Source organism: Sporosarcina pasadenensis, assembly GCF_047228845.1.
Lineage (GTDB): Bacteria > Bacillota > Bacilli > Bacillales_A > Planococcaceae > Sporosarcina.
Genome location: NZ_JBFEGM010000006.1, coordinates 29,344 through 43,951 on the forward strand (window position 1 = coordinate 29,344; position 14,608 = coordinate 43,951).

15 protein-coding genes are annotated in these 14,608 nt (G+C 49.7%); all 15 read left to right on the plus strand.

Going from position 1 to position 14,608, the window contains the following annotated elements; genetic code table 11:
• Position 1: 1 nt before the first annotated feature.
• The 15 genes from AB1K89_RS09525 to AB1K89_RS09595 all read left to right on the plus strand — a co-directional run bounded on the left by AB1K89_RS09525 (position 2) and on the right by AB1K89_RS09595 (position 14,601).
• Positions 2-937, plus strand: coding sequence for an ABC transporter permease (locus AB1K89_RS09525; RefSeq protein ID WP_413054543.1), 936 nt, complete (start codon positions 2-4; stop codon positions 935-937).
• The gene (locus AB1K89_RS09530; RefSeq protein WP_413054726.1) at positions 937-1,875 is read left to right on the plus strand and encodes an ABC transporter permease; all 939 of its coding nucleotides are present in this window, start codon (positions 937-939) and stop codon (positions 1,873-1,875) included. The genes AB1K89_RS09525 and AB1K89_RS09530 overlap by 1 nt, the downstream gene beginning before the upstream one ends.
• Positions 1,876-1,985: 110 nt before the next feature.
• Positions 1,986-2,972, plus strand: a complete 987-nt coding sequence (locus tag AB1K89_RS09535; RefSeq protein ID WP_413054727.1) for an ABC transporter ATP-binding protein — start codon at positions 1,986-1,988, stop codon at positions 2,970-2,972.
• A 56-nt stretch (positions 2,973-3,028) separates the two neighbouring features.
• Entirely contained in the window at positions 3,029-4,696 is a 1,668-nt protein-coding gene (locus tag AB1K89_RS09540; RefSeq protein WP_413054544.1) for a peptide ABC transporter substrate-binding protein, read from the plus strand.
• Positions 4,697-4,963: 267 nt separating this feature from the next.
• Positions 4,964-5,887 (plus strand): S66 peptidase family protein, encoded by a 924-nt coding sequence (locus tag AB1K89_RS09545; RefSeq protein ID WP_413054545.1) that lies wholly within the window; start codon positions 4,964-4,966, stop codon positions 5,885-5,887.
• A complete protein-coding gene (locus tag AB1K89_RS09550) occupies positions 5,888-6,994 on the plus strand; it encodes a mandelate racemase/muconate lactonizing enzyme family protein (RefSeq protein WP_413054546.1) in 1,107 nt (368 codons plus the stop codon).
• Positions 6,991-7,935 (plus strand): C40 family peptidase, encoded by a 945-nt coding sequence (locus tag AB1K89_RS09555; protein ID WP_413054547.1) that lies wholly within the window; start codon positions 6,991-6,993, stop codon positions 7,933-7,935. The genes AB1K89_RS09550 and AB1K89_RS09555 overlap by 4 nt, the downstream gene beginning before the upstream one ends.
• Positions 7,936-8,949, plus strand: coding sequence for an ABC transporter ATP-binding protein (locus AB1K89_RS09560; protein ID WP_413054548.1), 1,014 nt, complete (start codon positions 7,936-7,938; stop codon positions 8,947-8,949). It begins immediately after the preceding gene.
• Positions 8,950-9,463: 514 nt separating this feature from the next.
• Positions 9,464-9,766 carry an urease subunit gamma gene (gene ureA, locus AB1K89_RS09565; protein ID WP_413054549.1) on the plus strand — a complete coding sequence of 101 codons (303 nt, stop codon included), beginning with the start codon at positions 9,464-9,466 and terminating at the stop codon, positions 9,764-9,766.
• 18 nt (positions 9,767-9,784) lie between these two features.
• Positions 9,785-10,150 carry an urease subunit beta gene (gene ureB, locus AB1K89_RS09570; protein ID WP_252504836.1) on the plus strand — a complete coding sequence of 122 codons (366 nt, stop codon included), beginning with the start codon at positions 9,785-9,787 and terminating at the stop codon, positions 10,148-10,150.
• Positions 10,151-11,866: an urease subunit alpha gene (ureC, locus tag AB1K89_RS09575; RefSeq protein ID WP_413054550.1), complete on the plus strand. Its 1,716-nt coding sequence runs from the start codon at positions 10,151-10,153 to the stop codon at positions 11,864-11,866.
• A 162-nt stretch (positions 11,867-12,028) separates the two neighbouring features.
• Positions 12,029-12,475, plus strand: coding sequence for an urease accessory protein UreE (locus tag AB1K89_RS09580; RefSeq protein ID WP_413054551.1), 447 nt, complete (start codon positions 12,029-12,031; stop codon positions 12,473-12,475).
• Positions 12,417-13,157: an urease accessory protein UreF gene (locus AB1K89_RS09585; protein ID WP_413054552.1), complete on the plus strand. Its 741-nt coding sequence runs from the start codon at positions 12,417-12,419 to the stop codon at positions 13,155-13,157. Before AB1K89_RS09580 ends, AB1K89_RS09585 begins: the two co-directional genes overlap by 59 nt.
• Before the next feature lie 18 nt (positions 13,158-13,175).
• Positions 13,176-13,802 carry an urease accessory protein UreG gene (gene ureG / locus AB1K89_RS09590; RefSeq protein WP_413054553.1) on the plus strand — a complete coding sequence of 209 codons (627 nt, stop codon included), beginning with the start codon at positions 13,176-13,178 and terminating at the stop codon, positions 13,800-13,802.
• Complete coding sequence (locus tag AB1K89_RS09595) at positions 13,795-14,601, plus strand: urease accessory protein UreD (protein WP_413054554.1); 807 nt, start codon at positions 13,795-13,797, stop codon at positions 14,599-14,601. The genes ureG and AB1K89_RS09595 overlap by 8 nt, the downstream gene beginning before the upstream one ends.
• The last annotated feature ends 7 nt before the right edge of the window (positions 14,602-14,608 follow it).

The following is a 14,608-nucleotide window of genomic DNA, read 5'->3' on the forward strand; positions in this document are numbered from 1 at the left end:
CATGGCAATTTACATAGTAAAAAGATTCTTCATGATGATTGCGACAATCCTCATTATCGCGACGTTGACATTTTTCTTGATGCATTCAATACCTGGTTCGCCGTTCGACGAAGAGCGGACATCGAACCCGACAATCCAGGCGAACTTGGAAAAGTTCTATAAGCTCGACCAACCGACACATGTACAATACGCACATTATTTGAAGTCGATTGCAACATTTGACTTCGGCCCTTCCATTAAAAAGCCGAACGAGTCGGTGAACACATTGCTGGCGAGAGGCTTTCCGATATCATTCGAGCTAGGAATGGTCACCATCCTTGTGGCAGTCCTCTCAGGGATTACATTAGGCACCTTTGCCGCCTTGCGGCATAACGGCCTCATCGATTATGCGGCGATGGCGTTCGCGGTTATCGGAATATCCGTCCCGAACTTCGTATTGGCGACGGTGTTGATCCAGCAGGTAGCGGTCAACTGGAGTCTCCTCCCACCAGCTACATGGAGCAGCCCTCTCCATATGATCTTGCCGACATTGGCGCTGGCAACGGGTCCGACTGCAATTATCGCGCGTCTAACACGGTCAAGCATGCTGGAAGTACTGACGCAGGATTATATGAAGATGGCGAGGGCGAAAGGATTATCACCGGTACGCATCGTACTTCGCCATGCGTTGCGCAATGCATTAATGCCGATTGTCACAATCATGGGGACGATGCTTGCGGGGATTTTGACGGGAACTTTCGTCATCGAAAAGATTTTCGCAATACCGGGCATGGGAAAATATTTCGTCGAGAGCATCAATAACCGGGACTATCCGGTCATCATGGGCTCGACCGTATTCTATAGCGCGTTCCTCGTATTCATGTTGTTTTTAGTAGATATCGTCTATGGATTCCTTGATCCGCGCATTAAACTTCACCGAAAGGAAGGTGATGCGTGATGGTTAGTCATCAGCAAAAGGTGCAAGCCCCGGATGAATGGTTCAAACCGAAAGGCAAGGATGCAGAGAAAGCGGAATCCGTCGTGCGTCCGTCGCTTTCCTATTGGAAGGATGCCTGGCGCAGATTACGTAAGAATAAAATGGCGATGGGCGGTTTGGTGTTCTTAATTATCCTGACGTTATTTGCAATCTTCGCTCCGATCCTGTCGCCGCATAATTTAGAGACGACTCAATATGCAAACCAAAATTTGCCGCCATCTTCGAACCATTGGTTTGGAACGGATGACAAAGGATGGGACGTCTTCACGAGAACTTGGCACGGCGCCCGCGTTTCGCTGTTCGTCGGTGTTGCTGCGGCGTTAATCGACTTTTTCATCGGCATCATCTACGGCGGGATCAGTGGTTATAAGGGCGGCAGGACAGACACTGTCATGATGCGAATCATTGAAATCCTCTACGGGCTTCCACATTTGCTCGTTGTCATTCTATTAATGGTCATCATGGGTCCGAGTTTGACGACAATCATCGTCGCACTCACGATCACTGGATGGGTCGGGATGGCCAGGATTGTCAGAGGACAAGTGCTGCAAATCAAAAACTATGAATTTGTCACTGCATCAAAATCATTCGGAGCGAAAACACCGAGGATCATACGGAAAAATCTGCTTCCGAATACGATGGGACCAATTATTGTCCAAATGACATTGACAGTGCCGAGTGCGATTTTCGCGGAAGCCTTCCTAAGCTTCATCGGGCTTGGAATCCAAGCGCCTGTGGCGAGCTGGGGAGTCATGGCGAACGACGCGTTGCCGGTCATCCTGTCAGGACATTGGTGGAGGTTATTCTTCCCTGCGTTCTTTATATCAATGACTATGTTTGCATTTAACGTCCTCGGAGACGGTATGCAAGACGCACTTGATCCGAAACTGAGGGGGTGAATGGATTGGAAGATAGAAAATATGCACCGATAGATGAAAATCAAGGCGGAACCGCAGTCGCTCCGGAACCGGACCGATTGGGCAAGCGCACGAAAACGTTTACGGATGTCATGCTATCCGTCAAGGATCTGCACGTGTCATTCAAGACATTCGGAGGGGAAGTGCAGGCTCTTCGCGGCGTTTCGTTCGACCTGTATAAAGGGGAGACGCTTGCGATTGTCGGGGAATCGGGATGTGGTAAAAGCGTCACCGCGAATACGATTATGGGGCTCATTCCTAAACCGGCGGGACGCATTAAAAACGGAAGTGTCCTCTTTAAAGGGAAGGATTTGACGAAGCTCGATAAATCCGACATGAGGAAAGTGCAAGGGGTCGACATTTCGATGATCTTCCAAGATCCGATGACCGCTTTGAATCCGACCCTCAAAATTGGGGAGCAGTTGACGGAAGGATTGCGGACCCACCAAAAAGTTAGTAAAGCCGAAGCGCGCGAAAAAGCAATCAAGCTGCTGGAAGTGGTCGGCATCCCAAATCCCGAGGAAAGGATGAGGCAATATCCCCATCAGTTTTCCGGTGGGATGCGTCAGCGGATCGTCATTGCGATTGCTCTGATCTGTGAGCCTGAACTGCTCATTGCTGATGAGCCAACGACTGCTCTGGACGTGACAATCCAGGCGCAGATCCTAGAGCTGTTCGAGGAAATTCAGGGAAGAACAGGTGTTTCGATCATTCTCATTACACATGATTTAGGCGTCGTTGCAAAAATCGCAGATCGGATTGCGGTCATGTATGCGGGGAAAGTCATTGAAATAGGGGGAAAGCGGGAAGTGTTTTACACACCGCAACACCCTTATACAAAAGGGTTGCTCGCTTCCGTTCCGCGGCTCGATCTGAAGGAGGAGGAGCTTCAACCAATCGAAGGGACGCCGCCGGATCTATTCGCACCGCCGATCGGATGTCCGTTCACAGCAAGATGTCCGTTTGCCATGGAAGTATGTGATCGCATCTACCCGGCGACGACCGACTTGTCCAATACGCACGCCGTCGATTGCTGGCTGCAGGATGAGCGGGCGAAGAAATTGTTCGGCCACAATTAAGGTTTTTCGCACGAAAGTGCTTTGCAAGTCATATACAAACAAAGGGGGCTTTTGGAATGAAGAAATGGTTAACATTTTTGATGGTGGCAATGCTCGCGCTCGTACTTGCGGCATGTACCGCAAACAAGGACGCGGGCAAGGATAAGGAAAAACCCGCCGACACTACGTCTACGGATAAAGGAAAAGAAGAAGGCAAGACAGAAGAGGCGGCATCCAAGGAGAAAATCCTTCTAATGAATAACGGGGAGGAGCCGACATCATTCGATCCGTCTATCGGGTTCAACGCAGTGTCTTGGAGCGCGCTTAACAATATTATGGAAGGTCTGACACGCCTGGATAAGGACCATAAAGCGGTCGAGGCGACAGCTGAAAAAATCGATATTTCCGAAGATGGATTGACGTATACATTCACGATCCGTGATGGCGCAAAATGGTCGAATGGCGATCCGGTCGTAGCGGGAGATTTCGTATTCGCATGGAAGCATATGTTGAATCCGGAAACAGCATCACCAGCAGCATTCCTAGCGTACTTCATCGAAGGAGCGGAAGCGTACAATAACGGGGAAGGCTCTGCAGATGACATCGCTATCGAAGCACAAGATGAAAAAACATTTGTTGTTAAATTGACTTCACCGAACGAAGCATTCTTGAACATCATTACAAACCCAAGCTTCTTCCCAATCAACGAAAAAGTGGCGTCTGCTGATCCTACTTGGCACACGGAAGCTGCAACATTCGTAGGGAACGGTCCATTTAAACTGAGCAAATGGGATCATGACGTCAGCTTTGAATTCGAAAAGAACGAACATTATTGGGATGCGGATGCAGTCAAGTTGGATAAAGTCCACTGGGCGATGGTCAACGACACAACGACAGCATATCAAATGTATCAAGCGAATGAATTGGACGTGACAGGCGTACCGTCTGAAATCGCGGACCAATTGAAAGACAGCGAAGAACTTCGCATCGATGACCAAGCGGGCTTATATTTCTACCGCTTCAACACTTCAATGGAACCATTCACGAACAAAAAGATCCGTCAAGCATTCGCATATGCGGTCGATCAAGAGGAAATCGTCAATTTTGTAACGAAAAATGGTGAAAAGCCGGCACACGGTTTCGTCACATACGGATTCATCGGGCCGGACGGCAAAGAATTCCGTGATTCCGTAGGCGACCTCGTTTCCTTTAATCCTGAAAAAGCAAAACAACTCTTGGAAGAAGGAATGAAAGAGGAAGGCTATACGGAGCTTCCTAAAATAACACTTTCATATAATACGAGTGAATCACATCAGAACATCGCCATTGCACTTCAATCCAAATTCAAGGAAGTGCTCGGAGTTGACGCTGAGCTGCAAAACGTGGAAAGCGGAGTCTTCCTTTCTGAGCAAAAAGAGTTCAAATACCAAATGTCCCGTTCCTCTTTCCTGCATGACTATGCAGACCCTGTGAACGCGCTTGAAAGCTTCATCACCGGCTCTTCCATGAACCGTACAACATGGTCAAACGCGGATTATGATAAGCTGATCGCGGACATCAAGAACGAAACAGACGAAAACAAACGTTGGGAATTGCTGAAACAGGCCGATACACTTCTAATGGATGAAATGCCTGTATTCCCACTATACTTCTACAACTCGACATCACTTGAAAAACCGGGCGTTTCCGGAATCCTGCGCCACCCTGTCGGCTACGTCGACTTGAAATACGCAGATAAGAACTAATGCACAAGTCGCGGTGTCCGTCATGGCGCCGCGATTTTCCAATTATGCGTATTTGGACAGAGTTATGCGTGATTTTGGGCCATTTATGCGTGGATGCAGCGTTTTATGCGTATATCGGCACGGTAATGCGTAATTGCCATGATTTATGCGTGTATCGGCGTAGATATGCGTGATTGTAAAGATTTATGCGCATTTCAATGCGTTTATGCGTTTTTGGATGAAGTTATGCGTCATTACTATGATTTTGATTGAAAGAGGTGCAGGGAATTGAGAATACGACCGAAAAGGCTACTACCGGGGGATACAATTGGAATCGTTGCGCCATCTAGCCCTCCGAATCAAGAAAATCTTGAACGCTCGCTCGCTTTCTTGGAGCAGCTTGGCCTGAAATGGAAATTCGGACAACATGTGAAAAATGTTAACGGCTATTTGGCGGGGACGGATGATGAACGGCTGAAGGACTTGGAAGCAATGTTCGCGGACCCGTCCATCAGCGGCATCATTTGCGCGGGGGGCGGCTACGGGTCTGCACGCTACACCGATCGATTGGATTTGCAACTGATCCGGGAAAACCCGAAAGTGTTCTGGGGATTCAGCGACATAACATTCCTCCACACCGCAATAGGTTTATATTCGAATCTCGTCACCTTTCATGGCCCGATGCTCGCATCTTGCGTCGGAAAAGATACTTTCCATGAGCTATCCGCAAAAATGTTCCAACAGCTGTTCGAACCGATGGAAATTCATTATTCGGAAGAAATTTCCCCATTGACCGCGCTTGCCGGGGGCATTGCGCAAGGCGAACTTGTCGGAGGCAATTTATCGCTGCTCGCGGACACGATCGGGACGAAATTCGAAGTCGATACGAAGGGCAAGCTGCTCTTCATTGAAGACATTGGCGAGGAACCGTATCGAATCGATGGGATGTTAAACCAATTGCGCATGGCAGGCAAATTTGCTGATGCATCGGGCATCGTCATCGGGGATTTCTCAGACGCAGAACCGAAGAAACAAAAGAATACCTTGTCGTTGGATGAAGTGTTCCACCATTATCTAGGTGATTTAAGGAAGCCGGTTGTGGAGGGCTTCAAGATAGGCCACTGCGAGCCGCATTTCGCGATTCCCCTAGGGGTCGATGCGAAGCTGGATGCTGACAAAAAGACATTGACGATTTTGCCGGGGGTGGAATGATTGCGCATCCGATCAATCGAAACAATTCCTGTCGCCGTGCCGTTGACAAAGCCGTTTAAAACAGCACTCCGAACGGTGACTACGGCGTACGCAATCTACGTCAAGATAACGAGTGAAGACGGGCGTATCGGTTGGGGGGAGGCGCCTCCGACCCACGTCATTACAGGCGACTCCCTCGGAAGCATTACATACACGATTGAAGAAGTGATTGCGCCACTATTGATAGGGGTGGATGTCCGAAATCGCGAGGAGGTCTTCCGCCTGCTCAAACGGTCGATCGTCCGCAATACAAGTGCGAAGGCCGCGGTCGACATGGCTATCCATGATCTGCTTGGCCAGTTGGCGGGATTGCCGCTCTATCAACTGCTCGGCGGATTCCGCGAGAAAATCGAAACTGACTTCACGGTAAGTGTCAATGACGCGGCCGAAATGGCGGATGACGCGGAGCGTTACATTGCTGACGGCTTCAATGTGTTGAAAGTGAAAGTCGGCATAGGGGATATTGGCGAGGATATCGAGCGTATCCGGGCGATTCGGGAAAGGGTCGGGAAAGATCCTAAAATTCGGCTTGATGCGAACCAAGGGTGGAGACCGAAAGAGGCAGTCTTTGCGATCGGTAAGATGGAAGACGCCGGACTCGATATCGAATTGATTGAACAGCCGGTGCCTGCGGATGATATCGAGGGGCTTCTGTATGTGACGAATCATACAATCACGCCGATCATGGCGGATGAGAGCGTCTTTTCACCGAAAGATGCACTCCGTGTTTTGGAGCGGCGGGTAGCGGATTTAATTAACATAAAGCTTATGAAATCTGGCGGGATCCATGAGGCGTTGAAGATCAATGCGCTGGCCGAAACGTACGGGGTTGAATGCATGGTCGGAAGCATGATTGAGACGAAGCTCGGCATTACCGCAGCAGCCCATTTGGCTGCAAGCCAGCCGAACATTACGAGATTCGATTTCGATGCGCCGCTTATGCTTGCGGAGGATATTGTCGCTGGGGGAATCGTCTATGAAGGAAGGGTCATCCGGTTGCCTGAAGGGACGGGGCTCGGATTGGATCAGGAAGGAATGGAACTGATCGGGAAGGGGGCAGGAAAATGACGGAGTTGACAGTGAATATGTATACGTGTGCAGTACCGGTCGCGACGGTCTGGACTTCGCCGGAATCCGCGCGGGAAGTGGACGCAGACGGTGTTTCCAATCCGCTTCATCTGAATAAATGGCTTGAGAAGCTTGCTTATGAACAACGGCTCGATCTTTGTAATGGCAATCGGGTGCAGACGCAACTTTTGTATGGCGAGCCGGTCATCGTCGACGAAATTGAGGGCGATTGGGCGAAGGTCATTGCGGTATGGCAGCCGTCAAGGAAAGATGAACGAGGCTATCCGGGATGGGTGCCGTTGCATCAATTGAAAAAGTCGGCTCGATTAGCGGAAGCCGGTGGATTCGTGAGAGTGGCGGTCGCAAAATCGCAATTATGGAATCCGGACGGGACGCCGCTCATGATCGTGCCGTTCAATACGATTCTGCCGATGACCGATGAAAGCGAAGACCACTTCCACGTGGAGACGCCGGATGGGGAGGCGTTGGTGCTGAAAACGGATATCATGCGGGCACCTTCCGTCCACCAATTCAAAAAGCGGAAAGCGTCTGCGGCTGTCGAAGAGGGACTTGCCTATTTGGATCTTCCGTATTTCTGGGGCGGCATGTCCTCATACGGCTTTGATTGTTCGGGCTTCACGTACAATATGCTGAAGGCTTGCGGGCATTTCATTCCAAGGGATGCCGGGGACCAAGCGAAAAGCGGTGAGGAAGTGCCGATGGATAAGCCGGAGCGATGGGAAAAAGGAGATCTATTGTTCTTTGCGAATGATGAAGGGAAAGGCAATGTCCGGCACGTCGGGTTCTATTACGGCAATGGATTGCTTCTGCATTCTCCGTCGACAGGGCAATCAATCGAGCTATTGAAATTGGAAGGTTCGAAGCTTGAGCGGGAACTATGTGCAGTCCGCCGATATGGCGACGATGAAGGGGGAAATTGAATGGCTGGAGATGTGATTTTATCCGTAAAGGGTTTAAAACGCCATTTTGACGTAGGAAAAGGGTTGAAGTTGAAGGCAGTCGATGGCATCAGTTTCGACATTTTCAGAGGGGAGACGTTCGGGCTTGTAGGCGAATCGGGCTGTGGCAAATCGACTGCGGGACGGACGATTCTGGGCTTGTACAACAAAACGGACGGCGAGGTGCTGTACGAAGGGCGCAGCGTCCATACGATGACCGACAGCGAACGGCAGCGCTTTCTAAAGAAGATGCAGATGATCTTCCAAGATCCGTACGCCTCATTAAATCCCCGTTCCACTGTATACGAGATCATCGCGGAGCCGATGCAAATTCACGGAATGTATAAGACGCAGGCGGAAATGCGGGCACGTGTGAATGAGTTGCTCGAGGACGTCGGCTTGAATCGTGATCATGCAAACCGCTATCCTCATGAGTTTTCCGGCGGTCAACGGCAGCGTATCGGCATTGCCCGTTCGCTCGCGCTCGATCCGGAATTCATCATTGCGGATGAGCCGATTTCCGCGCTCGATGTGTCTGTGCAGGCGCAAGTTGTTAAACTGCTCCAACGGCTGCAACGGGAGAAGGGACTGACGTATTTGTTCATCGCGCACGATTTGTCGATGGTCAAATACATCTCAAACCGGATCGGTGTCATGTATTTAGGGCATATGGTGGAGCTCACTACGAGCGCGCAGCTTTATGACAAGCCGTTGCATCCTTACACGGAAGCGCTTCTGTCGGCAATCCCGATTCCGGATCCGGATATCGAAGAGTCGCGGGAACGGATTCTGTTGCAAGGCGAGCTGCCGAGCCCGATCAATCCGCCGTCCGGCTGCGTTTTCCGGACACGCTGTCCATATGCAATGCCGGTCTGCGGAGAGTTGAAGCCGAAATGGCTCGAGAAGGAAGAAGGGCATTTCGTCGCCTGCCACTTGCATGACGAGGAAGTAATAAAGCGCGCGGATGCGGCGAAGGTGCCGGTAGGGTCGTGCTGATTTATTCAGGACGACTCAGCCTGTTGACAAACGCTCGCATCCGTTGTTGCTCGTGTCGCTCGTCCGCTCATGAACTTTAGTTCTATTCGCGTCTTCGCTCCACTTCGCGCCTAGGATGACAAGCGTTTTCAATCAGGTTGAGGGATATGTCTATTAGGCGTAATTAACCCTAAAATTGCGTGTAGACAAAGTCAAAGAACGACTTTGTCTACATTTTGAGTCGTCCTGATTTATTCAAGACGACTTTTTGTTAATTCCCCAGAAAAAATTACCGGTTTCCGTTAAAGTTGCCAAGGAAATTCCGTTATCTTATAATAGTATCGTTGCAATTCCCCATTTCCCTCTTTCGACCTGCTTCTTGCCAGGTCCCAATCATTTCGGACGAGCTACGTCCTTTAATGCATGTCCTTGCATGACACAAGAAATCTAAAAAATTGAATAGAATAGGTAGCAAGAGTAGAATACTGCCTATAGTTATCTAAAATGTCTGATTAAAAATCGGGGGTGTTTTTCGTTGAGGTTATCACCAGTTGAACAGGAAAAACTTATGTTGCATGTGGCTGGAGAGCTCGCTATCAAGCGTAAGGAGCGCGGGGTGAAGTTGAATTATCCCGAGGCTGTGGCTTATATTTGCCATTTTATTATGGAAGGTGCTCGTGACGGAAAGTCCGTTGGGCAATTGATGAGTGAAGGTAAGCAGTTGCTGACGGTTGACGATGTCATGGAAGGCGTCGAAGATATGGTGAAGGACGTACAAATCGAGTGTACGTTCCCTGATGGGACAAAACTAGTCACAGTGCATCATCCAATTCAATAAATAGAGGGGGTTTTTCGTTTGAAACCAGGAGAAATCAAACCGGCTGATGGGTGGATTGAAATCAATGTGGGACGTGAAACGAAGACGGTGACTGTTGCGAATACAGGTGATCGTCCGATTCAAGTCGGGTCTCACTTCCATTTTATTGAAGTTAATAAATTTCTTGAATTCGATCGTGAAGATTCGGTCGGAATGCATTTGAATATTCCTTCCGGTACCGCTGTACGTTTTGAGCCGGGCGAAGAGAAGGAAGTGGAGCTTGTCGAGTTTGGCGGAAGGCGCCACGTATTCGGTTTAAATAATTTGACGGAAGGTTCCACTCACAAAAAGGATGAAATTGTTGAGAAGGCGTCGGATGGCGGATTTAAAGGAGCTGACAGTTAAGTGAGAATTACACACGAGCAATATGCAAGAATGTTCGGCCCGACTGTGGGTGACAAGGTCCGTTTAGCGGATACCGATTTGTGGATTGAAATTGAAAAAGATTATACGACGTATGGAGACGAAGGTATTTTTGGCGGCGGAAAATCCCTTCGCGTATCGATGGGACAGAACGGCGAAAAGACTGCTGAAGATGGTGTGCTCGATACGGTTATTACAAATGCCACAATTATTGACCATACAGGAATCGTCAAGGCGGACATCGGGATTAGGAACGGAAGGATCGTCGGTATTGGTAAGGCCGGGAACCCAAATACGATGGACGGTGTCGATCAAGGTATGATCATCGGTGTCGGTACGGAAGTGTATGGGGGAGAAGGTTTGATTGCAACAGCGGGTGCAATTGACACGCATATCCACCTCATTAGTCCGCAACAGGTCGATGTCGCGTTGAATGCCGGAACGACTACATTCATCGGCGGTGGGACAGGCCCAGCGGCAGGTTCCACTGCAACTACGGTGACGCCGGGGAAATGGCATTTGCATCGGATGCTTCAGCAAATTGAGGACATTCCGTTGAATATAGGTATTTTCGGGAAGGGAAGCGCCGCTTTTCCAGGGCCGCTTGTTGAGCAGATCCGGGCTGGCGCAATTGGCATGAAGGTGCATGAGGACTGGGGAGCAACTCCACATGCATTGGATCAAAGCTTGTCAGTGGCGGATGAATATGATATTCAAATCGCCTTGCACTCCGATACGTTGAATGAGGCTGGCTTCGTAGAGGATACGATCAATGCGATCAATGGACGGGTCATCCACGTATTCCATACGGAGGGAGCTGGCGGGGGACACGCGCCGGACCAGTTGAAGATGGCGTCATTGCCGAACGTATTGCCGGCATCGACGAACCCGACAAAGCCGTTTACTGTCAATACGATCGATGAGCATATGGACATGCTCATGGTGTGCCACCATTTGAAACGCGATGTAGCAGAAGACGTCGCTTTCGCAGATTCGCGTATTCGTCCAGAAACAATCGCGGCTGAGGACATTATGCAGGATCTCGGAATCTTAAGCATTATGTCATCCGACTCCCAGGCGATGGGCCGTGTAGGAGAAGTGGCGATCCGGACGTGGCAGACGGCGGATAAAATGAAGAAGCAGCGCGGCCCTCTTCCGCAAGATGAAGAGAAAGACAATGACAATTACCGCGTCAAACGTTATATCTCAAAATATACGATCAACCCTGCTATTGCCCAAGGAATCTCGCATGAGGTCGGCTCTATCGAGGAAGGGAAATTGGCGGATATCGTTTTATGGGAACCTGCATTTTTCGGCATCAAGGCATCAGTTGTCATTAAAGGCGGAATTGCGGTGTACGCAGCAACAGGAGATCCGAACGCTTCGATTCCGACGCCGCAACCGTACATGGGACGCCGGATGTACGGCTACCACGGCCAAGGCCCACAAAATTCCTCTATGACATTCCTACCGAAAATTGCGGTGGAAGAAGGTCTTCCGGAACAGCTCGGACTGAAGAAGATGATCGGAACGGTGAAAAATTGCCGAAACGTATCTAAAGCGGACATGAAGCATAATAGCGAAATGCCAGTAATCGATGTAGATCCGGAGACATACGAAGTGAAAATCGACGGAGAACTCGCCACATGCGAACCAGTCGATGTTTTACCTATGGCACAGAGGTATTTCCTATTCTAAAGCGGAGGGTGCCTGCCTAGGGGCGACAGACATAAGGCGAAGACGCGCAGTGGGACGGTTTTTCCACGAAGCGGCTTTGCCTTATGATCCGAGCCCCTGGCCCCCGGAGTCTGGATGTTAACTTACTTGAACTAGAGTCTTTGCAAAGAAGGAGAATGCAAGATGCTAATAGAAAAAATCATAGGCAATATCGGTGATGCAGCAGAAATTCCAGGAAAACGCATCGAATGGGTCGAACTGGAATGGGAAGAATTAAGCAAGCGGATTTTGCGGACGGAGACGACAGAAGGCACGGATGTCGCATTGCGAATCGATCAGGAAGAGCCGTTGCAATACGGCGACCTGCTATTCGAAGACGACGAACGTTGCATTGCGATCCGGACGAAAATGGAACCGGTCATCGTCATCCGGCCAAAGAATATGGTCGAAATGGGTAAGGCCGCTTTCGAACTTGGCAATCGCCATACCCCTGCTTTGATCGAACAGGATGAAATTGTCGTCCGCGCAGATCACACGTTGGCGCCATTATTGAATGAGGTGGGTGTGGAGTATGAGACGACAGAACGACGATTCAAGCAACCTTTCAAATACCGTGGCCATTCCCACTGATATACAATTTTTACGGCTGCTTCAAATCCACGATTCGGCATTCCCGATCGGCACGTATACACAATCTTACGGGATGGAGACATATATCCAAGAGGATGAAATTCGGACGAAGGAAGAGCTGATTGCTTTTTGTTCAAATTTCCTTCATCAGAATCTCGTATATGGCGATGCGATTCTCATACAGGAAGCGCATAAGGCAGCGAAGAATCGGGATGTCGACCGGCTGCTGCACTTGGAAAACCTTTGCGGGGCGATCAAGCTCGCTAAAGAATCCAGGGATGCAAGCGTCAATTTGGGCAGGCAGTTCATCAAAACTGTATCCCCGCTCGTCGAGGATGCTTTTTTTGACGAGTGGAAAAACCGAATCGGTGCGAATGAAATAAAAGGACATTATGCGATCCTTTACGGCATTTATTGCGCTGTCAATGATGTCGATGCGCATTATGCCGTCCTTTCATATTTATTCTCATCGGTGAACGGGCTCGTCACAAACGCAGTGCGTGCAGTGCCGTTCGGGCAAAACACAGGCGTGCAGGCGATGCATCAATTGGCCGAAAAGGTCGTTGTAGCTGCCGGGATTGTCGCGGGTTTGCAGGAAGCGGACATTAGCAACAATGCACTTGGCATCGAGCTTGCATCGATGAAGCACGAATATTTACATTCAAGATTATTCATTTCATGACAGGAGGCGTTTCTATATATGAAACCAGTACGTATTGGAATCGGGGGTCCCGTCGGATCGGGCAAAACATCGCTCGTCGACGCATTGACCCGTGCAATGCATGAAGACTATAACGTAGCAGTTATTACGAATGATATATATACACGCGAAGATGCTCAATTCCTAATGAAACACGGTGTGTTGGGTGAAAATAGGATTCTTGGTGTGGAGACTGGCGGATGTCCGCATACGGCGATCCGTGAAGATGCTTCCATGAACTTCGCGGCGATTGATGAGTTGAAGGAACGATTCGAAGATCTAGATATCGTTTTCGTTGAGAGCGGCGGGGACAACTTATCGGCAACATTCAGCCCTGAGCTTGTAGATGGGTATATCTACGTGATCGACGTTGCGGAAGGACAGGATATTCCAAGAAAAGGCGGTCCAGCGTTAACGAGATCCGATCTTTTATTGGTCAATAAAACGGACCTTGCACCGCATGTCGGCGTTGATCTTGAACTGTACGAGAGTGACGTGAAGAAGATGAGAGGCGGCCGTCCTTACGTCTTGGCGGATGTCCGGACACGGAAAAACGTCGATCAGATCGTCGATTGGATCAAACGGAACATGTTGTTAGAAGGCGCGGGAACAGCAAGTGGTGAGTAAAGTGGCACGGAGGCACCATAACGGAAAGCTTGATATGGTGTTTGAGCCAAGAAGAGGCTATACCCGGATGCCGCATGTATTCCAGCAGCCTCCTTTGAAGGCGAGCCGTGAGCTATACGAAGGCGATGACCCTACGGCGACGGTCTATGTGATGGAGTCGTCTGGCGGCATGGTGGCAGGCGACCGCAATGATATATCCATCCGGCTTTTACCTGGCAGCAAGGCGCGAATCATCCAGCAATCAGCATTGAAAGTGTACCGGTCGCATACAGGTGAAACTTGTGTGCAAAAGATTGACGTAGAGCTTGCTGAAGAGGCGCGTCTTGAATGGATGCCTGAAGTCATCATCCCATTCGCGGATTCCAAGTTCCAGATGGAAACGACAATCCGTCTCGCGAAAGGCGCTACTTTGCTTTGGGGTGAGATCATCGCACCAGGTCGGGAGATGCGTGGGGAAGTATTCGATTTCTCTTCATTAAAATCAATGATGAAGATCTACGTCGAAGAGGAGCTGCTCGCTTTTGACAGCCTTCATTTCGTCCCGGAGAATCTGCATCTCAATGGGCTTGGTTTACTTGAAGAGGCATTGTATGTCGGATCCATTTGGCTCGTTTCGGAACAGGCTGATGAAATCGATCTGCGGGCAATCCAGGAAGCAATGAATGTTGGTAACGGATTAAGAGCTGGCGTGACAAGGTTAGCGGGAAATGCGGTGCATTGCCGTTTTCTAGGGGTGAATCAATGGAGACTGCAGCAGGAAATGAAACGGGTATTTTCCGAGCTGGCAGCACTCATTTAAGACGGGG